This is a genomic window from Rummeliibacillus sp. NPDC094406 (genome assembly GCF_044763875.1).
In the GTDB taxonomy this organism is placed as follows: domain Bacteria; phylum Bacillota; class Bacilli; order Bacillales_A; family Planococcaceae; genus Rummeliibacillus.
In genome coordinates, this window is the sequence record NZ_JBIWGZ010000009.1 from 21,990 (window position 1) to 46,655 (window position 24,666).

Annotated in this window: 27 protein-coding genes and 2 other annotated features (1 of these 29 cut by a window edge); all 27 genes read right to left on the reverse strand. The window is 38.4% G+C overall.

Translation table 11 applies throughout. From position 1 onward, the window contains the following. Positions 1 to 43: 43 nt before the first annotated feature. On the reverse strand, positions 44 to 874 hold the full coding sequence (gene rplB, locus ACIQ4I_RS18665; RefSeq protein ID WP_403098783.1) for a 50S ribosomal protein L2: 831 nt from the start codon (positions 872 to 874) through the stop codon (positions 44 to 46). A 40-nt stretch (positions 875 to 914) separates the two neighbouring features. After that, complete coding sequence (gene rplW, locus ACIQ4I_RS18670; RefSeq protein WP_397536576.1) at positions 915 to 1,193, reverse strand: 50S ribosomal protein L23; 279 nt, start codon at positions 1,191 to 1,193, stop codon at positions 915 to 917. Further along, positions 1,193 to 1,816 carry a 50S ribosomal protein L4 gene (gene rplD / locus ACIQ4I_RS18675; RefSeq protein WP_403098786.1) on the reverse strand — a complete coding sequence of 208 codons (624 nt, stop codon included), beginning with the start codon at positions 1,814 to 1,816 and terminating at the stop codon, positions 1,193 to 1,195. The genes rplW and rplD overlap by 1 nt, the downstream gene beginning before the upstream one ends. A gap of 26 nt (positions 1,817 to 1,842) precedes the next feature. Continuing rightward, positions 1,843 to 2,472 carry a 50S ribosomal protein L3 gene (gene rplC / locus ACIQ4I_RS18680; RefSeq protein WP_403098788.1) on the reverse strand — a complete coding sequence of 210 codons (630 nt, stop codon included), beginning with the start codon at positions 2,470 to 2,472 and terminating at the stop codon, positions 1,843 to 1,845. 45 nt (positions 2,473 to 2,517) lie between these two features. Next, on the reverse strand, positions 2,518 to 2,826 hold the full coding sequence (gene rpsJ, locus ACIQ4I_RS18685; protein WP_403098791.1) for a 30S ribosomal protein S10: 309 nt from the start codon (positions 2,824 to 2,826) through the stop codon (positions 2,518 to 2,520). 26 nt (positions 2,827 to 2,852) lie between these two features. Further along, the gene (locus tag ACIQ4I_RS18690) at positions 2,853 to 3,050 is read right to left on the reverse strand and encodes a hypothetical protein (RefSeq protein ID WP_403098794.1); all 198 of its coding nucleotides are present in this window, start codon (positions 3,048 to 3,050) and stop codon (positions 2,853 to 2,855) included. A gap of 268 nt (positions 3,051 to 3,318) precedes the next feature. After that, positions 3,319 to 4,506, reverse strand: a complete 1,188-nt coding sequence (gene tuf, locus ACIQ4I_RS18695) for an elongation factor Tu (protein WP_403098797.1) — start codon at positions 4,504 to 4,506, stop codon at positions 3,319 to 3,321. Between the two features lie 145 nt (positions 4,507 to 4,651). After that, the gene (gene fusA, locus ACIQ4I_RS18700; RefSeq protein WP_403098799.1) at positions 4,652 to 6,733 is read right to left on the reverse strand and encodes an elongation factor G; all 2,082 of its coding nucleotides are present in this window, start codon (positions 6,731 to 6,733) and stop codon (positions 4,652 to 4,654) included. Positions 6,734 to 6,775: 42 nt separating this feature from the next. Further along, positions 6,776 to 7,246: a 30S ribosomal protein S7 gene (gene rpsG / locus ACIQ4I_RS18705; RefSeq protein WP_403098800.1), complete on the reverse strand. Its 471-nt coding sequence runs from the start codon at positions 7,244 to 7,246 to the stop codon at positions 6,776 to 6,778. A gap of 35 nt (positions 7,247 to 7,281) precedes the next feature. After that, positions 7,282 to 7,701 (reverse strand): 30S ribosomal protein S12, encoded by a 420-nt coding sequence (gene rpsL / locus ACIQ4I_RS18710; protein WP_102693539.1) that lies wholly within the window; start codon positions 7,699 to 7,701, stop codon positions 7,282 to 7,284. 97 nt (positions 7,702 to 7,798) lie between these two features. Continuing rightward, positions 7,799 to 8,014 carry a ribosomal L7Ae/L30e/S12e/Gadd45 family protein gene (locus ACIQ4I_RS18715; RefSeq protein ID WP_397540262.1) on the reverse strand — a complete coding sequence of 72 codons (216 nt, stop codon included), beginning with the start codon at positions 8,012 to 8,014 and terminating at the stop codon, positions 7,799 to 7,801. 172 nt (positions 8,015 to 8,186) lie between these two features. Further along, positions 8,187 to 11,789, reverse strand: coding sequence for a DNA-directed RNA polymerase subunit beta' (rpoC, locus tag ACIQ4I_RS18720; RefSeq protein ID WP_403098802.1), 3,603 nt, complete (start codon positions 11,787 to 11,789; stop codon positions 8,187 to 8,189). Positions 11,790 to 11,922: 133 nt separating this feature from the next. Further along, the gene (gene rpoB / locus ACIQ4I_RS18725; protein WP_403098804.1) at positions 11,923 to 15,477 is read right to left on the reverse strand and encodes a DNA-directed RNA polymerase subunit beta; all 3,555 of its coding nucleotides are present in this window, start codon (positions 15,475 to 15,477) and stop codon (positions 11,923 to 11,925) included. Between the two features lie 245 nt (positions 15,478 to 15,722). After that, positions 15,723 to 16,322, reverse strand: a complete 600-nt coding sequence (locus tag ACIQ4I_RS18730; RefSeq protein ID WP_403098806.1) for a class I SAM-dependent methyltransferase — start codon at positions 16,320 to 16,322, stop codon at positions 15,723 to 15,725. Between the two features lie 79 nt (positions 16,323 to 16,401). Beyond that, the gene (rplL, locus tag ACIQ4I_RS18735; protein WP_102693535.1) at positions 16,402 to 16,761 is read right to left on the reverse strand and encodes a 50S ribosomal protein L7/L12; all 360 of its coding nucleotides are present in this window, start codon (positions 16,759 to 16,761) and stop codon (positions 16,402 to 16,404) included. A gap of 76 nt (positions 16,762 to 16,837) precedes the next feature. After that, the gene (gene rplJ, locus ACIQ4I_RS18740) at positions 16,838 to 17,338 is read right to left on the reverse strand and encodes a 50S ribosomal protein L10 (protein ID WP_403098809.1); all 501 of its coding nucleotides are present in this window, start codon (positions 17,336 to 17,338) and stop codon (positions 16,838 to 16,840) included. 32 nt (positions 17,339 to 17,370) lie between these two features. Then, positions 17,371 to 17,515: a sequence feature (ribosomal protein L10 leader region), on the reverse strand. A gap of 46 nt (positions 17,516 to 17,561) precedes the next feature. After that, positions 17,562 to 18,263, reverse strand: coding sequence for a 50S ribosomal protein L1 (gene rplA / locus ACIQ4I_RS18745; RefSeq protein WP_403098812.1), 702 nt, complete (start codon positions 18,261 to 18,263; stop codon positions 17,562 to 17,564). Positions 18,264 to 18,391: 128 nt separating this feature from the next. Then, positions 18,392 to 18,817, reverse strand: a complete 426-nt coding sequence (gene rplK, locus ACIQ4I_RS18750) for a 50S ribosomal protein L11 (RefSeq protein WP_146013888.1) — start codon at positions 18,815 to 18,817, stop codon at positions 18,392 to 18,394. Between the two features lie 178 nt (positions 18,818 to 18,995). Then, positions 18,996 to 19,529 carry a transcription termination/antitermination protein NusG gene (gene nusG / locus ACIQ4I_RS18755; protein WP_403098816.1) on the reverse strand — a complete coding sequence of 178 codons (534 nt, stop codon included), beginning with the start codon at positions 19,527 to 19,529 and terminating at the stop codon, positions 18,996 to 18,998. A 100-nt stretch (positions 19,530 to 19,629) separates the two neighbouring features. After that, positions 19,630 to 19,815, reverse strand: coding sequence for a preprotein translocase subunit SecE (secE, locus tag ACIQ4I_RS18760; RefSeq protein ID WP_403098819.1), 186 nt, complete (start codon positions 19,813 to 19,815; stop codon positions 19,630 to 19,632). Positions 19,816 to 19,860: 45 nt separating this feature from the next. Further along, positions 19,861 to 20,025 (reverse strand): 50S ribosomal protein L33, encoded by a 165-nt coding sequence (gene rpmG, locus ACIQ4I_RS18765; protein ID WP_397540263.1) that lies wholly within the window; start codon positions 20,023 to 20,025, stop codon positions 19,861 to 19,863. 67 nt (positions 20,026 to 20,092) lie between these two features. After that, the gene (gene sigH, locus ACIQ4I_RS18770) at positions 20,093 to 20,734 is read right to left on the reverse strand and encodes an RNA polymerase sporulation sigma factor SigH (protein WP_403098821.1); all 642 of its coding nucleotides are present in this window, start codon (positions 20,732 to 20,734) and stop codon (positions 20,093 to 20,095) included. Between the two features lie 61 nt (positions 20,735 to 20,795). Then, positions 20,796 to 21,314, reverse strand: coding sequence for an NYN domain-containing protein (locus tag ACIQ4I_RS18775; protein ID WP_403098823.1), 519 nt, complete (start codon positions 21,312 to 21,314; stop codon positions 20,796 to 20,798). Positions 21,315 to 21,325: 11 nt separating this feature from the next. Continuing rightward, positions 21,326 to 22,072 carry a 23S rRNA (guanosine(2251)-2'-O)-methyltransferase RlmB gene (rlmB, locus tag ACIQ4I_RS18780; RefSeq protein WP_403098826.1) on the reverse strand — a complete coding sequence of 249 codons (747 nt, stop codon included), beginning with the start codon at positions 22,070 to 22,072 and terminating at the stop codon, positions 21,326 to 21,328. 2 nt (positions 22,073 to 22,074) lie between these two features. Then, positions 22,075 to 22,494, reverse strand: a complete 420-nt coding sequence (locus ACIQ4I_RS18785; RefSeq protein WP_403098828.1) for a Mini-ribonuclease 3 — start codon at positions 22,492 to 22,494, stop codon at positions 22,075 to 22,077. Between the two features lie 5 nt (positions 22,495 to 22,499). Beyond that, positions 22,500 to 23,900, reverse strand: coding sequence for a cysteine--tRNA ligase (gene cysS / locus ACIQ4I_RS18790; protein WP_403098831.1), 1,401 nt, complete (start codon positions 23,898 to 23,900; stop codon positions 22,500 to 22,502). A 5-nt stretch (positions 23,901 to 23,905) separates the two neighbouring features. Beyond that, complete coding sequence (gene epsC / locus ACIQ4I_RS18795) at positions 23,906 to 24,553, reverse strand: serine O-acetyltransferase EpsC (protein WP_403098833.1); 648 nt, start codon at positions 24,551 to 24,553, stop codon at positions 23,906 to 23,908. An 86-nt stretch (positions 24,554 to 24,639) separates the two neighbouring features. Continuing rightward, positions 24,640 to 24,666, reverse strand: a binding site (T-box leader) (it continues 201 nt past the right edge of the window).

Genomic DNA, 24,666 nt, shown 5'->3' on the forward strand with positions numbered 1-24,666 from the left:
TGATTTCACCACGGTTCTCTCATTGAACCGTAGTCTAATCACATTATTTTTTACGACGACGAATGATAAGTTTGTCGGATTTGTTTTTCTTGTTACGAGTTTTGTAACCAAGTGCTGGTTTACCCCAAGGCGTCATTGGTGATTTGCGTCCAATAGGAGCTTTACCTTCACCACCACCATGTGGGTGATCGTTAGGGTTCATAACAGAACCACGAACAGTTGGGCGTTTGCCTAACCAGCGAGTACGACCAGCTTTACCAAGGTGAATTAGTTCGTGTTGTCCGTTACCAACTTCACCGATAGTAGCGCGGCATGTACCTAGAATCATACGAACTTCGCCAGATTGTAGACGAACGATTACGTATTTATCTTCTTTACCTAGAATTTGAGCAGAAGTACCAGCAGAACGCACTAGTTGTCCACCTTTACCAGGTTTCATTTCGATATTATGGATTGTTGTACCCATTGGGATGTTTGATAATGGTAGGGCGTTACCCACTTTAATATCAACTTCTGGACCAGATACAATTGTCATTCCAACTTCTAGACCTTTCGGTGCTAGGATATAACGTTTTTCACCATCAGCATAGTTAATTAATGCGATGTTTGCAGATCGGTTTGGATCATATTCGATAGTAGCAACGCGTCCTGGAATGCCATCTTTCAAACGTTTGAAATCGATGACACGGTATTGACGTTTGTGGCCACCACCATGATGACGAACAGTGATTTTACCTTGGTTGTTACGACCAGCTTTGCGTTTTGTAGATTCTAACAAAGATTTTTCAGGTTTGTTAGTAGTAATCTCAGCAAAGTCAGATGACGTCATGTTACGACGGCCATTTGAGGTAGGCTTATACTTTTTAATCGCCATTTGTGTTCCCTCCTTCTTTATTGTTCATATTGAACGATCATTACATTTCGAATAATTCGATTTCGCCTTCAGCTAATTTTACAATAGCTTTACGACGTTTGTTTGTGTAACCACCGAATTTACCGACACGTTTGAATTTACCTTTGTAGTTCATGATGTTGACTTTTTCAACTTTCACGCCAAAGATTTCTTCAACAGCATCTTTTACTTCTGTTTTGTTGGCACGAGTGTCAACTTCAAAAGTATATTTGTTTTCTGCCATTTGTTCTGAAGAACGCTCAGTAATGACAGGACGTTTTAATACATTACGTGCTTCCATTAACCAAGCACCTCCTCAACTTTTTGTACTGCAGCTTGAGTGAATACAACTTTATCATGACCTACAAGATCAAGAACATTGATTCCAGCAGCAGTTAAAACTGTTACGCCTTGGATGTTACGAGCAGATAATACTACGTTTTCATCTAAGTCTGCAGTTACAAATAATACTTTAGATTCAATTGAAAGATCAGATAGAACTTTCGCGAAATCTTTTGTTTTTGGTGCATCTAATTTAAGAGCATCTAAAACTAAGAAGCTTGTTTCAGCAACTTTTGAAGATAATGCTGATTTAAGAGCTAAACGACGAACTTTTTTAGGAAGTTTGTAGCTGTAGCTACGAGGTGTTGGGCCGAATACAATACCACCGCCACGCCATTGTGGAGAACGGATAGAACCTTGACGAGCGCGACCTGTACCTTTTTGACGCCATGGTTTACGACCACCACCAGCAACTTCAGAACGGTTTTTAACTTTATGTGTACCTTGACGTAATGATGCGCGTTGAGCGATGATAGCGTCAAATAACACTGATTGGTTTGGTTCAATTCCGAAGATCGCATCGTTTAATTCGATTTCGCCTACAGAAGAACCTGTTTGACTAAGTACGTTAACTTTTGTCATTCCTGTTTCCTCCTTTCTTCGGAAAATTAGTTAGCTTTAATAGCAGATTTAACTGTTACTAATGCTTTACGAGAACCAGGAACATTACCTTTAATAAGTAGCAAGTTACGTTCAGCATCAACTTTAACGATTATTAAGTTTTGAATTGTTACTGTGTTGCCACCCATTTGACCAGGTAATTTTTTTTGTTTAAATACGCGGTTCGGAGCAACTGGACCCATTGAACCAGGACGACGGTGGTAACGAGATCCGTGAGCCATTGGTCCACGAGATTGTCCGTGGCGTTTGATAACACCTTGGAAACCTTTACCCTTAGTAACACCTGTTACATCTACTACATCGCCTTCTGCGAAAATTTCAACTTTGACTTCTTGACCAACTTCGTACTCAGCTAAGTTTACATCGCGGAATTCGCGGATGAAGCGCTTAGGAGTAGTGTTTGCTTTAGCTACGTGTCCTTTTTCAGGTTTGTTTGAAAGTTTTTCACGTTTATCGTCGAAACCGATTTGGATTGCTTCGTAGCCATCTGTTTCAGCTGTTTTCTTTTGAAGTACTACGTTTGGAGCAGCTTCAACAACAGTTACAGGGATCAGATCACCATTCTCAGCAAAAACTTGCGTCATACCGATTTTTCTACCTAAGATTCCTTTGGTCATTCGTCACACCTCCTATAAATTTTGGGATATATTATACTTTTACCATTATAGTTTGATTTCAATATCAACGCCTGATGGTAAATCTAATTTCATTAACGCATCAACAGTTTGAGGTGTTGGGCTAACGATATCGATTAGACGTTTATGTGTACGCATTTCAAATTGTTCACGAGAATCTTTGTACTTATGAACCGCACGTAGAATAGTGTAAATTGATTTTTCAGTTGGAAGTGGAATCGGACCTGATACACTTGCACCTGAACGTTTAGCAGTTTCCACAATTTTTTCAGCGGATTGATCAAGAATTCTGTGATCATATGCTTTTAAACGAATACGAATCTTTTGCTTTGCCATTATTTCCCCTCCTTTTCGCCTATTTCCTAGACATTCTCCACGGAAATTTCCCACACACGCGCCATGGCAATGCGGCCGGGTGTGCCGGCAACCTCCCGCTTCATCGCAGTCAAAGACCAACATTTAATATTATACATAGAATTTGATGAATAAGCAAGTGATTTCGCTAAATTCTTTTCAATGTTGACGATTTTCTTTACTCTTCTTATTACTGCTTTTTTCACGCTCTCTATTATATAAAAAACAATAGAGTTTGACAATTATTTTGTTTGTTCTTTTACAGTTACATAAATAATAGCAATCTTCCATAATAATTGATTTCCATTACTTACTGAACCTATAAACATAATAAACAATATTAAAATTCAATGTAATAGAAAAAATATATATCTGGATCATCATGATCTACAGATTGTTTTTATAGAACTTAAGTATAAAAAAACCATTCCGTGTGCACACGGAATGGTTTTAAAGAGCTAGTTAAAACTTTTATTATTTAGTAATAGTTGATACTACGCCAGCGCCTACAGTACGGCCACCTTCACGGATTGAGAATTTAGTACCTTCTTCAATAGCGATTGGGTGAATTAATTCTACGTTCATTTCAGTGTTATCTCCAGGCATGATCATTTCTACGCCTTCTGGTAGAGTGATTACACCAGTAACATCAGTTGTACGGAAGTAGAATTGTGGACGATAGTTAGAGAAGAATGGAGTATGACGGCCACCTTCTTCTTTTGATAAAACGTAAACTTCAGCTTTGAATGTAGTATGTGGAGTGATTGTACCTGGTTTAGCAAGTACTTGACCACGTTGGATATCTTCACGAGCTACACCACGAAGTAGAGCACCGATGTTATCGCCTGCTTCAGCGTAGTCTAATAATTTACGGAACATTTCAACGCCTGTTACAGTTGTTTGTTTAGTTTCTTCTGAGATACCTACGATATCAATAACGTCACCAACTTTACATACACCGCGTTCTACACGACCAGTTGCAACAGTACCACGACCAGTGATAGAGAATACGTCTTCGACTGGCATCATGAATGGTTTTTCAGTTTGACGTTCTGGAGTTGGGATATAAGAATCTACAGCGTCCATTAATTCAACGATTTTTTCTTCCCATTCTGCTTCGCCTTCAAGAGCTTTAAGAGCAGAACCTTTGATTACAGGAACATCATCGCCTGGGAAATCGTATTCAGATAGTAAGTCACGAACTTCCATTTCTACTAATTCAAGTAATTCTTCGTCGTCCACCATATCGCATTTGTTTAAGAATACTACTAGGTAAGGAACGCCTACTTGACGAGATAATAGGATGTGTTCACGAGTTTGTGGCATTGGACCATCAGCAGCAGATACTACTAAGATACCGCCGTCCATTTGAGCTGCACCAGTGATCATGTTTTTAACATAGTCAGCGTGTCCTGGGCAGTCAACGTGAGCATAGTGACGAGTTTCAGTTTCATATTCGATGTGAGAAGTGTTGATTGTGATACCGCGTTCTTTTTCTTCAGGAGCGTTATCGATTTGATCGTATGATTTAGCTTCTCCACCCATTTTTTTAGAAAGAACTGTAGCGATTGCAGCAGTTAATGTAGTTTTACCATGGTCAACGTGTCCGATTGTACCAATGTTAGCATGTGTTTTAGAACGGTCGAATTTTTCTTTAGCCATTTTAAAATTGCCTCCTCAGGGTTATAAGTTTTAGTTTATAGTTATGTACCTTCAAGCAATAGGGCCCTACTCCTTGAAGATAACATAGCTTACATGTTATTTATACTTGATAACAAGGTAAAATTCAATTAAAAAATTGATTTAATTATTCACCTTTGTTTTGTTTAATGATTTCTTCACTAATAGATTTTGGAACTTCTTCATAATGGTCAAATACCATTGAGAATGTACCGCGACCTTGTGTAGCTGAACGTAAAGTTGTTGCATAACCAAACATTTCAGCAAGTGGAACCATTGCACGAACAACTTGAGCGTTACCGCGAGCTTCCATACCTTCTACGCGACCACGGCGAGAAGTAATGTTACCCATGATATCACCAAGATATTCTTCTGGCATTACAACTTCTACTTTCATAACTGGTTCTAATAGAACTGGGTTACATTTAGAAACTGCGTTTTTAAGAGCCATTGAAGCAGCTACTTTAAATGCCATTTCGTTTGAATCGACATCATGGTAAGAACCATCGAATAATTTCGCTTTAACGTCGATTAATGGGAATCCAGCAAGGACACCATTTTGTAAAGAATCGCGAATACCTGCTTCTACAGCTGGAATGTATTCACGAGGAACTACACCACCAACGATAGCGTTTTCGAATTCAAATCCTTTACCTTCTTCGTTTGGTTCAAATTCGATCCAAACGTGACCGAATTGACCACGACCACCTGATTGACGTACAAATTTACCTTCAACTTGAGCTCCAGTACGGAAAGTTTCACGGTAAGATACTTGAGGAGCACCTACGTTAGCTTCAACGTGGAATTCACGTTTCATACGGTCAACTATGATATCAAGGTGAAGTTCACCCATACCAGAGATGATTGTTTGGCCAGTTTCAGTGTCAGTGTGAGCACGGAAAGTAGGATCTTCTTCTTGTAATTTTTGTAAAGCTTGTCCCATTTTGTCTTGGTCAGCTTTAGATTTTGGTTCTACAGAAAGAGAGATAACTGGTTCAGGGAATTCCATTGACTCAAGAATAACTAAGTTACTTTCGTCACATAGAGTATCACCTGTAGTAGTAGCTTTAAGACCTACAGCAGCTGCGATATCTCCAGCGTATACTGTATCGATCTCTGCACGAGAGTTAGCGTGCATTTGTAAGATACGACCTACACGTTCACGTTTACCTTTTGTAGAGTTTTGTACGTAAGAACCTGATTCAAGAACACCAGAGTACACACGGAAGAAAGTTAATTTACCAACATAAGGGTCAGTCATAACTTTGAATGCTAATGCTGAGAATGGTTCTTCATCAGATGAGTGACGTACGATTTCTTCTTCGCCATCAACAGCAGTACCTTTAATAGAAGCAACGTCTGTTGGAGCTGGAAGGTAATCAATTACTGCATCAAGCATTAATTGAACACCTTTGTTTTTGAATGCAGTACCACAAGTTACAGGGTAGAATTCAACGCTTAAAGTAGCTTTACGGATAGCTGCTTTAAGTTCTTCTTTAGAGATTTCTTCACCTGCAAAGTATTTTTCCATTAAATCTTCATCAAGCTCAGCTACAGCTTCGATCAATTTTTCATGATATTCTTCAGCTTGAGCTTTGTATTCTTCTGGAATTTCTTTAACTTCAGCGTTTGAACCATCATCGCCTTCTTTGTAGAATGTAGCTTTCATTTCTACAAGGTCAATGATTGCATTGAATTCATCTTCAGCACCAATTGGTAATTGGATTGGATGAGCGTTAGCTTCTAAACGTTCGTGTAAAGTATTTACAGAATATAAGAAGTCAGCACCGATTTTATCCATTTTGTTGATGAATACGATACGTGGTACGCCGTAAGTAGTTGCTTGGCGCCATACAGTTTCAGTTTGTGGTTCTACACCTGATTGTGCATCAAGTACAGTCACAGCACCATCAAGTACACGAAGAGAACGTTCAACTTCTACAGTGAAGTCTACGTGTCCTGGTGTGTCGATAATGTTAACTCGGTTGCCTTTCCATTGAGCTGTTGTAGCAGCAGAAGTGATAGTGATACCACGTTCTTGTTCTTGCTCCATCCAGTCCATTTGAGAAGCACCTTCGTGAGTTTCACCGATTTTATGAATCTTACCAGTGTAATAAAGGATACGCTCAGTTGTTGTTGTTTTACCAGCATCAATGTGAGCCATGATTCCAATATTACGAGTATTTTCAAGGGAGAACTCTCTAGTCATGCGGCCTTTCTCCTTCCATAATGGATTAAGATTAAATTGTGATTACCAACGGTAGTGAGCGAATGCTTTGTTCGCTTCTGCCATTTTGTGCATATCTTCACGTTTTTTAACTGATGAACCAGTGTTGTTAGAAGCATCTAGAATTTCGTTAGCTAGACGTTCTTCCATTGTTTTTTCGCCACGAAGACGAGAGTAGTTTACTAGGTAACGAAGACCAAGAGTTGTACGGCGTTCTGGACGTACTTCTACTGGTACTTGATAGTTAGCACCACCTACACGGCGAGCACGAACTTCTAGAACTGGCATTACGTTGTTTAATGCTGCATCGAATACTTCTAGAGGATCTTTACCTGAGCGTTCTTTAACTAATTCGAAAGCTCCGTATAAGATTTTTTGAGAAGTACCTCTTTTACCATCTACCATCATTTTATTGATTAAACGAGTTACTAGTTTTGAATTATAAATTGGATCTGGTAACACGTCACGTTTGGAAACAGGACCTTTACGAGGCATTTGTTTTCCTCCTTTCAGCTAAAAGCTAATTTACATTATTTTTTTTCTTTTGGTTTTTTAGCACCATATAGAGAACGAGATTGCATACGGCCGTTTACTGCAGCTGTATCTAATGCACCACGTACAACGTGATAACGTACCCCTGGTAAGTCTTTTACACGACCGCCACGAATAAGAACAACACTGTGTTCTTGTAAGTTATGGCCTTCACCAGGAATGTAAGCATTAACCTCGATTTGGTTTGTTAAACGTACACGAGCGTATTTACGTAACGCTGAGTTTGGTTTTTTCGGAGTCATTGTACCAACACGTGTACAAACACCGCGTTTTTGTGGAGAGTTAACATCAGTCAATGATTTTGCAAAGCTGTTGTAACTTTTGTTTAACGCTGGTGATTTTGATTTTTTACTTTTGGATTGACGAGGCTTACGTACTAATTGGTTAATTGTAGGCATCGATTTTTCCTCCCTTCATTTCGTTTCTTTAAATCCACACATCCAGGTGGTTCATTTTAGGGTAAAAAACAAAGTCTTTGCGTGATCACCGCAAAAACTACCATTCAGTAAATACACTAACTGCAGCACCTAACTCAATTTCGCAGGCTCTACCGAGTTCTCTCTTCGAGTCTACAAATACAACGGGAATACCATTTTCTTGTGCTACTTGCACCGCATGCGTGGTCATTCGAACGTCTGCATCTAGAGCAACGAAAACTTCGGTAACGTGACCAGTTTGTAATACTTTGACTGTTTGTTTAATACCATTGATTGTTTTGTTAGCCTATTTGACTTTTTCATAAGACATTTGCATATCCTTCGAAATGATAGACAATCAACTATCAACCTAAAATATATTAACACCCATTAGCTATGATGTCAACGAATATTGATAAAAATTACAAGGAAGAGATTAAATCTCCTCCTTGTATTATCTTTAAAAATTACTCAGCAGCAAGTGTTTCTTCTGTTTTTTCTGCTTCGCTTTCAGCAATTTTAATTTGACGATAGCGTTGCATACCTGTTCCAGCCGGCACAAGTTTACCTAAGATAACATTTTCTTTAAGACCAAGTAATTCATCACGTTTACCTTTGATCGCAGCATCAGTTAAGACACGAGTTGTTTCTTGGAATGATGCAGCAGATAAGAATGATTCTGTTTCAAGAGAAGCTTTTGTAATACCAAGGATTACTGGGCGACATGTTGCAGGGATTTTACCTGCACGTATAGCTTCAGCATTTGCTTCAGAGAATTGGTGAATATCTAGTAATGAACCTGGAAGTAATTCTGTTTCACCAGCTTCAATAACACGTACTTTACGAAGCATTTGGCGAACCATTACTTCGATGTGTTTATCTCCAATTTCTACCCCTTGCATACGATATACTTTTTGAACTTCTTTTAATAGATATTCTTCTACAGAAGATACATCTGTTACTTTTAATAATTCTTTAGGATCGATAGAACCTTCTGTAAGAATTTGACCGTGTTCTACTTGCTCGTTTAGTTGTACTTTCAAACGAGCATTGTAAGGAGCCAAGTATTTACGAGTTTCTACTGCACCTTGAATTGTAATTTCTTTTTGTCCTTCACGAATTTCTTCGATATCAGAAACAACCCCTGCGATTTCAGTGATTACTGCTTGACCTTTAGGGTTACGTGATTCGAAAATTTCTTGGATACGCGGAAGACCTTGAGTGATATCGGCACCTGCCACACCACCTTGGTGGAATGTACGCATTGTTAATTGTGTACCTGGTTCACCGATAGATTGAGCAGCGATAATACCTACTGCTTCACCTACTTCAACTTTGTCACCAGTTGCTAAGTTCATGCCGTAACATTTTTTACACACACCATGTTTAGTGTTGCATGTAAATGCTGAGCGAATTGTTACTTCTTCGATTCCAGCTTCATCAATTTGACGAGCAAGTTCAGGTGTAATCAATTGATCTTTTGCAACAACCACTTCGTTTGTTTCTGGATGACGAATTGTTTTCTTAGCATAACGACCAATAACACGTTCTTCTAGTGCTTCGATGATTTCTGTTCCTTCTTTTAAAGAAGTAATAGCTAAGCCACGGTCAGTACCACAGTCATCTTCTCGAACGATTACATCTTGCGCAACGTCTACTAGACGACGAGTAAGGTAACCTGAATCGGCTGTTTTAAGTGCTGTATCGGCAAGACCTTTACGAGCACCGTGAGTAGAGATGAAGTATTCCAATACTGTTAAACCTTCACGGAATGAAGATTTGATTGGAAGTTCGATAATACGACCAGCTGGGTTGGCCATCAGACCACGCATACCAGCAAGTTGCGTAAAGTTAGATGCGTTACCACGGGCACCAGAGTCACTCATCATGAAGATTGGGTTTTCTGAAGGAAGTGAGTTCATCAGTTTAGATTGGATTTCATCTTTTGCAGCACTCCAGAATGAAATAACGCGATCATATCGTTCTTCTTCAGTAATTAAACCACGACGGAATTGTTTCATTACTTTATCCACTTGTTCTTGAGCCTTGTGTAAAATTTCTTGTTTACCTGGTAATACGATGATATCTGAGATACCAATTGAAATACCAGCTTTTGTAGAATATTGGAAACCAAGGTCTTTTAGACGGTCAAGCATTTTAGAAGTTTCAGTAATGTGATAACGAGAAAATACTTCGGCAATAACATTACCTAGATATTTTTTCGTAAATGGTTTAATTCTTTCCTGAGCTGCGATGTGTTCTTTCACATTTGTTGTTGTTGAAACAAAGTATTTATCTGGTGTTGCATCTTGTAAATTAGTTGTTGTTGGTTCATTGATGTATGGGAATGAATCATCAAGAATTTCATTGAAGAATACTTTACCTACTGTAGTAATCAACAACATTTTATTTTGTTCTTCAGTAAATGTTTTGTTATTTAAAGATGAAGCTTTGATTGCAATACGAGAATGCAAGTGAACTTCTTGGTTTTGATAAGCAACATTAAGCTCTTCTGGTCCGTAGAAGATTGTACCTTCACCGACAGCACCTTGACGTTCAAGAGTTAAGTAGTAGTTACCTAATACCATATCTTGTGAAGGTGTTACGACTGGTTTACCATCTTTAGGATTCAAAATATTTTGTGCAGCAAGCATTAATAAACGCGCTTCAGCTTGTGCTTCAGCTGATAATGGAACGTGAACCGCCATTTGGTCACCATCGAAGTCAGCGTTATATGCTGTACATACTAATGGGTGAAGACGAATCGCTTTACCTTCAATTAGAGTTGGTTCGAATGCTTGGATACCAAGTCGGTGAAGAGTCGGTGCACGGTTAAGTAATACTGGGTGTTCTTTCATGATGTCTTCAAGAACATCCCATACTTCTTCATGCATACGTTCGATTTTACGTTTTGCTGATTTAATGTTGTGTGCAAGACCACGTTCAACAAGTTCTTTCATCACGAAAGGTTTGAACAATTCGATTGCCATACCTTTCGGAAGACCACATTGGTACATTTTAAGTGATGGACCCACTACGATTACAGAACGACCAGAGTAGTCAACACGTTTACCAAGTAAGTTTTGACGGAAACGACCTTGTTTACCTTTTAACATATGAGAAAGAGATTTTAATGGACGGTTACCAGGACCAGTTACCGGACGACCACGACGACCATTATCTATTAAAGCATCTACTGCTTCTTGAAGCATACGTTTTTCATTTTGAACGATAATTCCAGGAGCCCCAAGATCAAGGAGACGTTTTAAACGATTATTGCGGTTAATAACTCGACGATATAAATCGTTTAAATCAGAAGTCGCAAAACGGCCGCCATCAAGTTGTACCATCGGGCGCAACTCTGGAGGAATTACAGGAAGTACATCTAAAATCATCCATTCAGGGCGGTTCCCTGAATGACGGAATGATTCAACAACTTCTAAACGTTTAATAGCACGTGTACGGCGTTGGCCTTGTGCTGTTTTAAGTTCTTCTTTAAGTGCTTCTGTTTCTTTATCAAGGTCAATTTCTTGTAGTAATTGTTGGATAGCTTCTGCACCCATTGCAGCTACAAAAGTTTTACCGTATTTTTCGCGGTATGCACGGTATTCTTTTTCTGAAAGCAATTGTTTTTTCTCAAGTGGTGTGTCCGCTGACTCGATTACAACATAAGAAGCAAAGTAAATTACTTCTTCAAGCGCACGAGGTGACATATCCAAAATTAGACCCATACGGCTTGGAATACCTTTAAAATACCAAATATGTGAAACTGGAGCAGCTAATTCGATGTGGCCCATACGTTCACGACGTACTTTTGCACGTGTTACTTCTACACCACAACGGTCACAAACTACACCTTTATAACGTACGCGTTTGTATTTACCACAATGACATTCCCAGTCCTTTGTAGGTCCGAAAATGCGTTCACAGAACAAACCATCTTTTTCTGGTTTAAGTGTACGATAGTTAATAGTTTCTGGTTTTTTGACTTCTCCATAAGACCATGAACGAATTTTATCCGGTGAAGCTAAACCGATTTTCATGTATTCAAAATTATTAACGTCTATCAAGGAGCCTACCTCCCTTTATTCTGAAGTCTTGAATGACTTTTCATTAGCTCGACGATTGATTTATTGATAAAACGGGAAGGAGGACAAGCCCAAAACCGGTCCTGTCCAACATCCCAAATACTGTTAAAATAAATTATTCAGGAGATCCTACTGATGCTTCTTTATCTTCATTTGAAGTGATATTGAATGAATCGTTAGGTTGAAGATCATCATCGTCTTCACTATCACGTAATTCAATTTCTTCATCATCGATTGTTAGCATTTTCACATCTAATCCCAAAGATTGAAGTTCTTTAATTAATACTTTGAAAGATTCAGGAACGCCTGGTTCAGGAACGCTTTCACCTTTAACGATAGCCTCGTATGTTTTAACACGACCTACAACATCATCGGATTTAACAGTTAAGATTTCTTGAAGTGTATATGCAGCACCATACGCTTCAAGAGCCCAAACTTCCATTTCACCAAAACGTTGTCCACCGAATTGCGCTTTACCACCAAGAGGTTGTTGCGTAACCAGTGAGTAAGGACCTGTAGAACGAGCGTGAAGTTTATCATCAACCATGTGAGCAAGTTTGATCATATACATAACCCCAACTGATACACGGTTATCTAATGGTTCACCTGTACGGCCATCATAAAGGACTGTTTTACCGTCACGATTCATGCCGGCTTCTTCCATTGTTTTCCATACATCTTCATCGCTAGCACCATCAAATACAGGTGTTGCCATGTGAACACCTAAGTAGCGAGCAGCCATACCTAAGTGCAACTCTAATACTTGTCCGATGTTCATACGAGATGGTACACCTAATGGATTCAACATGATGTCAACTGGAGTACCATCTGGAAGGAATGGCATATCTTCTTCAGGTAAGATACGTGAAATTACACCTTTGTTACCATGACGACCGGCCATTTTGTCACCAACGCGGATTTTACGTTTTTGAACAATGTAGACACGAACCATTTGGTTAACACCTGGAGATAATTCATCGCCATCTTCACGGTTGAAGACTTTGACATCAAGTACGATACCGCCTGCACCATGAGGAACACGTAATGAAGTATCTCGAACTTCACGAGCTTTTTCACCGAAGATTGCATGTAATAAACGTTCTTCTGCAGTAAGTTCAGTTACACCTTTAGGAGTTACTTTACCAACTAAGATATCGCCATCGTTTACTTCAGCACCGATACGGATAATACCACGTTCATCAAGGTTACGTAATGCTTCTTCTCCGACATTTGGAATATCACGAGTGATTTCTTCAGGTCCGAGTTTAGTATCACGAGCTTCTGATTCGTATTCTTCGATATGAACAGAAGTATAAACGTCGTTTTTAACAAGGCGTTCGTTCATGATTACAGCATCTTCATAGTTATATCCATTCCAAGTCATGAATGCTACTACTACGTTACGACCAAGTGCTAATTCTCCGCATTCCATTGAAGGACCATCCGCAAGAATGTCACGTGGTTGAATACGTTCGCCAACTTTCACTAATGGACGTTGGTTGTAGCTTGTACCTTGGTTAGAACGTACAAATTTTTGTAATTTATATTTTGTTAAATCGCCTTTTACTTCTTTTCCGTCAATTTCTTCGATACGGCGTACGTGAATTGAACGTGCTTCTACATGTTCAACAATACCTGCATATTTTGCAACTACTGCGGCACCTGAGTCACGAGCATCTACGTGTTCCATACCAGTACCAACGAAAGGAGCTTCTGGGTTTAACAAAGGAACAGCTTGACGTTGCATGTTGGCACCCATTAGAGCACGGTTAGAGTCATCGTTTTCTAAGAATGGAATACATGCTGTTGCTGCAGATACTACTTGTTTTGGTGATACGTCCATGTAGTCAACTGTATCACGTTTGAATACAGAGTTATCTCCACGGAAACGACCAACAACTTCTTCTTCAGTAAACGAACCATCAGGATTTAATAGTGAGTTTGCTTGAGCTACAACATAGTTATCTTCTTCGTCTGCAGTTAAATAATCAATATGATTAGTTAAGCGACCTGTTTCTGGGTCTACACGACGATAAGGTGTTTCGATGAAGCCAAATTTATTCACTTTAGCATAACTTGAAAGTGAGTTGATCAAACCAATGTTTGGACCTTCTGGCGTTTCAATTGGACACATACGACCATAGTGAGAATAGTGAACGTCACGTACTTCGAAACCAGCACGTTCACGCGTTAAACCACCAGGTCCTAGGGCTGATAGACGACGTTTGTGTGTTAATTCAGCTAATGGGTTTGTTTGGTCCATGAATTGTGATAATTGAGAGCTACCGAAGAATTCTTTAATAGCTGCAATTACTGGACGAATATTAATTAATTGTTGTGGCACAATAGACGCTGTGTCGTTAATAGACATACGTTCACGTACGACACGTTCCATACGAGATAGACCGATACGGAATTGGTTTTGTAGAAGTTCACCTACAGAACGTAGACGACGGTTACCTAAGTGGTCGATATCGTCTGTGTCACCCACACCATATAATAAGTTAAAGAAATAAGAAACAGATGCTACTACGTCAGAAGGAGTAATGTGTTTCACTTCTTCTTCAACATAAGCATTACTGATTACTTTAATTTCTTTTTGTGATTCATCATTAGGAGCATAGATTTTAATCTCTTGAATTTGAATATCGCCTTCTAGAACTCCACCAACTTTAGAAACAGCTTTGAAACCAACGCCGTTTTCTAAATATGGAATTAAACGATCTAATACTCGACGGTCAATTAATGTACCAGCTTCAACTAAAATTTCGCCTGTTTCAGGATCTGCTAATGTTTCAGCAATTGTTTGATTGAATAGACGATTTTTAATATGAAGTTTTTTGTTCATTTTGTAACGACCAACGTTTGCTAAATCATAACGTTTTGGGTCAAAGAAACGTGAATACAACAGATTTTTTGCACTTTCTACTGTTGGTGGTTCACCAGGACGTAGACGTTCATAAATTTCTAATAGTGCTTTTTCTGTGCTTTCAGTGTTGTCTTTTTCTAATGTGTTACGCAAGAACTCATTATCACCAATTAATTCGATGATTTCTTGGTCTGATGCGAAGCCTAGTGCACGTAAAAGTACTGTGATTGGTAGTTTACGTGTACGGTCGATACGAACGTAGACAACATCTTTTGCATCTGTTTCGTATTCAAGCCAAGCACCACGGTTAGGGATGACTGTAGCGCCAAAACCTTTTTTACCGTTTTTATCTGTTTTATCGTGATAGTATACACTTGGTGATCTAACTAATTGTGAAACAATAACGCGTTCCGCACCGTTAATAATGAAAGTACCAGTTTCTGTCATAAGCGGGAAATCACCCATGAATACTTCTTGTTCTTTCACTTCTTCTGTTTCTTTGTTAAGCAGACGTACTTTTACACGCAATGGTGCAGCATAAGTTACGTCACGTTGTTTACATTCATCGACATCATATTTCGGTTCTCCGAGACTGTAGTCGACGAATTCTAGTGATAGATTTCCTGTAAAGTCTTCAATTGGTGAAATGTCACGGAACATTTCACGTAAACCTTCTTCAAGAAACCACTCGTTAGATGCGGATTGAATCTCAATAAGATTCGGAAGTTCCAGCACCTCTTTAATACGCGCAAAGCTTCTACGCTGGCGGTGTTGTCCGTACTGAACTAGTTGACCTGTCAACTCATTCACCCCTCAATAAAGCGATAATAGGTCTTTCAGAAACCATATAAATGTTGTATGATTACGAAAGACAAAAAGAAAACGAGTTCGTTGATGAGCTCATTTTCGATTAACCAAAGTTAAATCCGAAAGCTCCTGCTATTTACATTTTCAGCCAATAGGCAAACGCCTTCAAATTAATATTTTTGCATTGTATTATGTTATCACAGCGTTTTTGTCAAGTCAATCTATAAGTTTTGACAAATTTATTTCGTAGCTTTGATAATCCAATATCCTTTTTTCTTTTCTACTATTTCCACTTTAGAGAATTTTAATCCCAAATGTTCCACAGTAGATGGCGCGCCTTGTTTCTTCTGAATTACAATCCACAATTCACCTGAATCCACTAATTTCTCAAATGCTTCGTCATAGAATCTAAAAATAGTGTTTTTGCCTGTACGAATCGGAGGATTTGTCAAAACAACAGCGATTTGTTCTTCTTGAACAGATGAAAGTGCGTTACTCTCATAAATCTGCACATTTTGAACCCCGTTCAATTCAGCGTTTTTCTTTGCTAGATTGACCGCTCGCTCATTGACATCCATCATTTGAACCATACGATTTGGATAACTTTTTGCAATTGACAATCCAATTGGTCCATATCCACAACCAACATCTAGAATACACCCTTCAATTGCCGGCATCTCAAAACTATCAATTAATACACGGGAGCCAAAATCTACTTCGCTTTTACTAAAAACCCCTGCATCAGTTTCAAATACAAATGAAAATCCCCGAAGTGTAAAATTCCATCTGCGCGGTTTACTTTCTACTTGAGGTTCTTTTGAATAATAATGTTCTGACAAGAATAATGCCCTCCATCATCTATAGATAAAGAAAAAGCTCGTCAAAATTGACGAGCTTTTCACATTCAATCAGCAGAAATTATTTAACTTCTACAGATGCGCCAACTTCTTCAAGTTTAGCTTTGATTTCTTCAGCTTCTTCTTTAGAAGCGCCTTCTTTAAGAGCTTTAGGAGCGTTATCTACAACTTCTTTAGCTTCTTTAAGACCTAAACCAGTGATTTCACGAACCACTTTAATTACTTTAATTTTTTGATCGCCAGCAGAAGCTAAAACAACATCAAATTCTGTTTTTTCTTCTGCAGCAGCAGCAGCGCCACCAGCAACAGCTACAGGAGCAGCAGCAGTAACACCGAATTCTTCTTCGATTGCTTTTACTAAATCGTTTAATTCAAGAACTGTCATAGCTTTGACAGCTTCTAAGATTTGCTCATTGTTCATTATATTTTCCTCCTATACGGAATGTAAGTTTTTTAGTTTGGCATATTATGCCTTGAAGATTAAGCTACACTTAAAATTAAGCGCCTTGTTCTTCTTTTTGTTCTGCAACAGCTTTTGTTACAAGAGCTAAGTTGCGGATTGGAGCTTGAAGTACTGATAATAGCATAGATAGTAAACCTTCGCGTGATGGAAGTTCTGCCAATGCTTTAACTTCTTCAACGCTAGCATACGTGCCTTCAATAAGACCAGCTTTAATTTCTAGTTGTTCGTTAGCTTTCGCAAAGTCATTGATGATACGTGCAGGAGCAACTACATCTTCATTTGAGAATGCGATTGCGTTTGGACCTGTAAGAACTTCGTTAAGTTCTTCGTGGCCAACTTCTGCAGTAGCGCGGCGAACTAAAGTATTTTTGTATACTTTGAATTCTACACCAGCTTCACGTAATTGTTTACGTAGTTCAGTAACTTGAGATACTGAAAGACCACGGTAGTCAACTACTACTACTGATGCTGCACTTTTAAACTTGTCAGCGATTTCTTGAACAACAGTTTGTTTTGCTTCAACTGCTTTGTTCATCTTGACACCTCCTATAAGAATGGGTCATTTATACCAACAAAAGAAAAGCCTCTTGCCATTAGTAGACAAGAGGCGGAATTTCATCATCTTAAGTAAGAGTCTGAGTTCCTTTGTCCTCGGTAGGATAATTAAGCGATTGCTCGCCCCTACGGTCTACGGTACAAATGGATGATTCACAACGCTATAAATCATAACAAATGATAATTGCGTTGTCAATCAAAAATTATTTTGCTACTGTAGCAGAAAGTGGATCAACTTTGATAGATGGTCCCATTGTAGTAGTTACATGTAAAGATTTGATGTAAGTACCTTTTGCAGCAGCAGGTTTTGCTTTAAGGATTACGTCAACAAGAGTTGAAAAGTTTTCAGCTAATTTGTCAGCTTCGAATGAAACTTTACCAATTGGAGCATGAACGATACCAGCTTTGTCAGCACGGTATTCAACTTTACCAGCTTTGATTTCGTTAACTGCTTTCGTTACATCGAAAGTAACTGTGCCAGTTTTAGGGTTTGGCATTAAGCCTTTAGGTCCTAATACACGACCTAGTTTACCAACTTCACCCATCATGTCTGGAGTAGCAACGATTACATCGAAGTCAAACCAGCCTTGTTGGATTTTTTGGATATATTCTGCATCGCCTACGTAATCAGCGCCAGCTGCTTCAGCTTCTTTAATTTTGTCGCCTTTAGCGAAAACTAAAACGCGTTGAGTTTTACCAGTACCGTTTGGAAGCACAACTGCTCCGCGGATTTGTTGGTCATTTTTACGAGTGTCGATATTTAAGTTAAATGCTACTTCAACTGTTGCGTCAAAGTTAACAGTGCTTGTTTTTTTAGCAAGTTCAGCTGCTTCAGCTACTGTGTATTGTTGGTTACGATCAACTAATTTAGCTGCATCTTGCAATTTTTTACCTGTTTTAGCCATTATATATTTCCTCCTTGATTGTGGTTGTAACGGATTAAACCTCCCACGAATAAAGGCTGCGAGTTTCAAATATCACTATAAGAAACAATCGCAACCTCCAAAAAACAATACTTTATCAAGTAATGGGATTAGTCTTCGATCACAATACCCATGCTACGTGCAGTACCTTCTACCATTGACATTGCAGCTTCTACTGATGCTGCGTTTAAGTCTGGCATTTTAGTTTCAGCGATTTCGCGTACTTTATCGCGTTTCACTGTAGCTACTTTTTTACGGTTTGGTTCACCTGAACCTGATTTAATACCAGCTGCTACTTTAAGTAACACTGCTGCCGGTGGAGTTTTTGTAATGAAAGTGAATGAACGATCTTCAAATACAGAAATCTCAACTGGAATGATTAATCCTGCTTGGTCCGCAGTACGAGCGTTGAATTCTTTACAGAATCCCATGATATTAACACCTGCTTGACCCAATGCAGGACCTACTGGTGGCGCTGGATTTGCTTTACCAGCTGGGATTTGAAGTTTTACAACTTTAACAACTTTTTTAGCCACGAGACACACCTCCTTAAGTCCGTGATGTGGTAATTGGGTTTCCCCTCCCACTCAATATCTGTCTGTCGGCTTAATCCGATAACATTAAAAATTACTATGTCATAACATGTGATATATTTCCACAGTATGACCTCTGAAATGATAACACTTTTTAAAATACAAGGCAAGTACCTTACAATTAAACTTTTACAACTTCATCAAAATCTAGTTCCATTTTTGTTTCGCGACCGAACATATCAACTGTTACACTAATTTTGCCTTTATCAGCTATGATTTCGTTGACAATCCCTTGGAAATGAGCAAAAGGTCCTTCTAGAACTTCAACTAAGTCACCTTCGCTAAAGTCTAGCTCAACACTAGCTTCATTTGCCCCCATTTGTTGTAGAATCACTTCTACTTCTTCAGGTAGTAATGGTGTTGGTTTTACTCCACCACCTGAAGAACCAATGAATCCAGTAACACCTGGTGTATTACGAACAACATACCAAGCATCATCTGTCATAACTAGTTCAACTAGAACATAACCAGGGAAAGTCTTACGCATATATGTTTTTTTACGACCGTCTTTTACTTCAGTTTCTTGTTCTTCTGGAATAATCACACGGAAGATTTTATCTTGCATCCCCATTGTTTCAACACGTTTTTCAAGGTTTGCTTTTACTTTATTTTCATAACCTGAATAAGTATGGACAACATACCAATTTTTTTCCATAATAGATAGGACTGTTCGTCCTTCCCTCCTTTTCTAAAAGGCAAAATGAAAAAACCCGTTACAACACACGGGCCATTTCAAACATATTAACTTAATTAAATCATAATTCTAAGTACCAGCGCAATAATTTCGAAATGCCTAAATCGATTACCATGAAAAACGCTGCCATTATCAATAATGTTGAAACAACAATCATTGTATATTTAGCCAATTCTTTACGTTTCGGCCAACTTGTTTTTCTCATTTCTGATAGAACGCCGCGGAAAAATTCACCTATCTTACCCATCCAACCAAACCTCCGAATATAATCATATATACATAACGAATTGTATTATTTAGTTTGTTTATGTAATGTATGTTCATTACAATGAGAACAATATTTCTTAAGTTCTATTCTTTTTGAATTGTCCTTAGTTGCGGGTAAATGATAATTTCTAGCCCCGCATTTTTCACAGCTTAGTGCGACCTTTTGTGCCATAATATCACCTTTCGGCATTCGTCCTTTTAAAAGCCTATCACCTATTATACAAGCTGTCAACTAGCCTCTTAATGCTATCAAACTACTATTCTACTTCTAAATGTCTTTCTAATTTTCGTTTAATACGTTGTAATGCATTGTCAATTGATTTTACATGCCGATCTAATCTTGCAGAAATTTCTTGATAAGAGCAGCCTTCTAGATAGAGGGCCAATACTTGACGTTCTAAATCACTTAGTACCTCACCGATTTTTTCTTCTAAGTGGTTAAACTCTTCTCTGTGAATCATCAGTTTTTCCGGATCATCGATTGTCGCTCCTGTAAGCATATCCATCAAAGTTTTTGTTGATTCCTCTTCAAACACTGGCTTGTCCAATGAAACATAAGAATTTAGTGGAATATGCTTTTGTCTTGTAGCTGTTTTGATAGCGGTAATAATTTGGCGTTTAATGCAAAGTTCTGCAAAAGCTTTGAAAGAAGCTAATTTATCACCTTTAAAATCACGGATTGCTTTATACAACCCGATCATACCCTCTTGCACAATATCTTCTTTATCAGCACCAATTAAAAAATAGGACTTCACTTTTAAGCGTACAAATGGCTTATATTTGTTGATCAGAAAATCCAACGCTTCTGTATCACCATTACGCGCCACTTCGACTAATTGCTCATCAGTCAAATCTTCAAATTGTTGATGCTTCACGTGTAAATGATCACTTGTTAACAAAGTATCACCCCGATTGCGCTAGCCTATTTAGAAACAGTATAACGGAATTGGAAAATATCAGTCAATCACTCAATTTATTTCCTCTTCGCATTTGTTCAAATTTTTCCATAACTTCAGACGATAATTGAATTTTAGAACTTGGCTTTTCAAACTGTATACTTTTCACTTTTTGAGAAATCTGAGTACGTACATCTTGCATTTCAATTTCAAATTCACGTGCTGATTTTCGCAATGCGCCGTTTCCAAATATGACATTTTGCTCTGCCATATCTGAAGTGGCTACATAGATTTTATTGCGTTTAGTTGCCAATTCCGCTGTTAGCTTTTCAATACGATCATCTGCAGTTTCTTTTGCCCTAGTATAGATGATTTCAACATTATGTTGCTTCACCTTTGTTGCAATGCCTGGAACGAGATACGCATCAAAGACAACGATGACGCGCATTCCCGAATAGGCTTGATAGTCTGCCATTAACTCTATCAGTCGATCTCTCGCATCTATTAGCTTATGTTCTTTTAAAGCTTGTAATTCCTTCCATGCACCAATAATGTTATAACCATCAACTAAGAGTATGTTCATCAGCAGTCACCCTAAACTTCGTGGCGTTTTCGGAACACTTCATACATCAATAATGATGCCGCTACTGATGCATTTAATGATGTTACATGGCCAACCATAGGCAAATTATAAAGGAAATCACATTTTTCTTTTAGGATGCGACTCATTCCTCGACCCTCACTACCGATAATAACAGCTAACGGTAAAGTTGCGTCCATTTTACGATAGTCGACCGATCCTTTAGCATCTGTTCCCGCTATCCAAACACCACGTTGTTTTAACTCTTCAACAGTTTGGGATAAGTTGTTTACTCGCACTGTTGGAATGTATTCAATGGCACCTGTAGAAGCTTTTGCGACAACAGCCGTCAAACTAACGGAACGTCTCTTTGGAATGATTATACCATGTGCACCAACTGCATCTGCAGTTCGCATAATAGAGCCCAAATTGTGTGGATCCTCTAATTCATCTAAGATGAGAAAGAATGGATCTTCACCACGCTCTTCAGCTACTTTAAAAAGGTCTTCTAGTTCTGCATAGTTGTAAGCAGCAACTGAAGCAACAACGCCTTGATGATTCTCTGAAGATAACTGATCTACTTTTTTCTTAGGTACAAATTGCACGATTATGCCACGTTCTTTTGCTAAGTCAAGTAACTCGTTGATTCCACTTTTTTTAACGCCTTCAGCTATCCAAATTTTGTTGATATCTCTTGTAGATCGAAGCGCCTCTAAAATTGGGTTTTTTCCAGCGATTATTTCTTTTGTTTGTTCTGTCATTATTATTTTGACACCTCTTTCTTATTTTCAATCACATTTATTGCATATTGGATAATCGCATCGACGCGCTCTGCCTGCCCAGTTAAATATAAAAAGCCAATAACTGCTTCAAATGCCGAACTGTAATTATATGTTTGGACATCGGTGTTTTTTGGTACAGACCCTGACTTTGCGTTACGACCACGCTTCAATACGGCCATTTCTTCTTCAGTAAAGTAATCTTCATCAATCATTTGGTGAATAACCATTGATTGAGCTTTTGCAGAAACATAATGCGTCGCCTCGCGGTGAAGAATATTTGGTTTCACACGTCCTGCTCTTAGTAAATGCTCGCGAATTGCGATTTCTAATACAGCATCTCCCATATAAGCTAAAGCGAGTGCATTTAATTGTTTTACATCTGCATTACGAAGTTCTCCCACTTCAATTACCCTCGTTTCCATCGAACGCCTTGACGTGTATCTTCTAAAATAATGTTCATGTCTTTTAGTTGATCACGAATTTCATCAGAGCGTTTAAAATCACGATTTTTTCTTGCTTGTTGACGTTCTTCGATTAATGCATCGATTTCTTCGTCTAACAGTTCTTCTTTTACTTCAAGTTCGATACCAAGGACCATTGAAAGCTCTTTTAGTGTATCGATAAATACTTTTAGAATTTCTTCATTTGTGTTTGTTTCATTCAAATATTTATTAGCCTCTGTAGATAAGCTAAACAGTGCAGCAATTGCATTTGCTGTATTAAAATCATCATCCATCGCAATTTCAAAGTTTTGATGTTCTTGCCCTATTGCATCTAGCCAAGATTGTTCTTTTTCTCCTAGATTAGCAGTAGCATTTAGGCGGTGTTGTAAGTTGTTGAAAGAAGTACGGATACGTTCTAAACCGGCAGCTGCTGATTCAACTAAATCTTGCGCAAAATTAATTGGATGACGATAATGGACTGACAGCATGAAGAAACGCAAAACTTGTGGATCAATTTGTTGAATAATATCATGTACCAAAATGAAATTCCCTAGTGATTTAGACATTTTTTCATTGTCAATATTAATATAACCATTATGCATCCAATAGCGTGCAAAAGTTTTACCTGTATATGCTTCTGATTGAGCGATTTCATTTTCATGGTGAGGGAATGTCAGATCTTGACCACCTGCATGAATATCAATAGTATCACCAAAATGATTATGCACCATTACAGAACATTCAATATGCCAACCCGGGCGACCATCTCCCCATGGACTATGCCAGAAGATCTCCCCTGGTTTTGCAGCTTTCCAAAGTGCAAAATCTAAAGCATCTTCTTTCTTTTCCCCAGCTTCAATACGAGCACCGATTTTCAAATCATCTACAGATTGATGTGACAATTTACCGTAACTTTTAAATTTACGAGTACGGTAATAAACATCTCCTTGAGATTCATAAGCATAGCCTTTTTCGATTAACACACCAATAAATTCAATAATTTCGTCCATATGATTGGTTACACGTGGATGTGCATCAGCTTTTTGGCATCCAAGTGCCGTAATATCTTCAAAATACGCTTTAATAAAGCGTTCTGTTAGTTCTGAAACTTCTTCTCCTAACTCATTTGCAGCTTTAATAATTTTATCATCCACATCTGTAAAGTTGGAAACATAAGTAACTTCATAGCCACGGTATGTTAAATAACGACGTACTGTATCATAAACGATGACAGGACGTGAATTACCTATATGAATGTAGTTATAGACAGTCGGCCCACATACATACATTTTGACCTTACCTTCTTCAAGAGGTACAAACGGTTCCTTTTCACGTGATAATGAGTTAAAAATTTGAATACCCATGGGGATTATCTCTCCTTTTTGCTATTCACAAGATCTTTATATAAATCATTTATTTTTTGTTCCATTTGTTGACAACGGTCTTCTACTGGATCAGGAATATTTTGATGATCTAATTTTTGTTCATGATTTACACGTACACCATCTTGAATTACGACTTTACCTGGGATACCAACAACCGTTGCATTTGGCGGTACAGGTTTCAAAACAACTGACCCTGCACCAATTTTGCTATTCTCTCCGATTGTAATAGAACCAAGCACTTTTGCACCAGTTGCAACTAAAACATTGTCTTCTAATGTCGGATGGCGTTTGCCTTTTTCTTTCCCTGTTCCTCCCAAGGTCACGCCTTGATACAGAGTAACATTATTTCCGATTTCACATGTTTCTCCAATAACGACACCCATACCATGGTCAATAAAAAAGCGGCGACCAATTTTAGCCCCAGGGTGAATTTCAATGCCTGTAAAGAATCTACTGATTTGCGAAACAGATCTCGCAATAAAATAAAATTTACGTTTATACAAAGCATGTGCAATTCTGTGTGACCATATAGCATGTAACCCTGAATAAGTTAATACAACTTCTAGTGTACTACGAGCTGCTGGATCATTTTCAAAGATCGTTGCAATATCTTCTCTAATTCTTTTAAACATTTTAATGCCCCTCCCATTTTATAAAATCTATCTAGCTACAGACGCTAGTTGTTAAATAAAAAAAGACGCCCCTGTCTTATTAAAAAGACAGAGACGCCGTGTGTGCGCGGTTC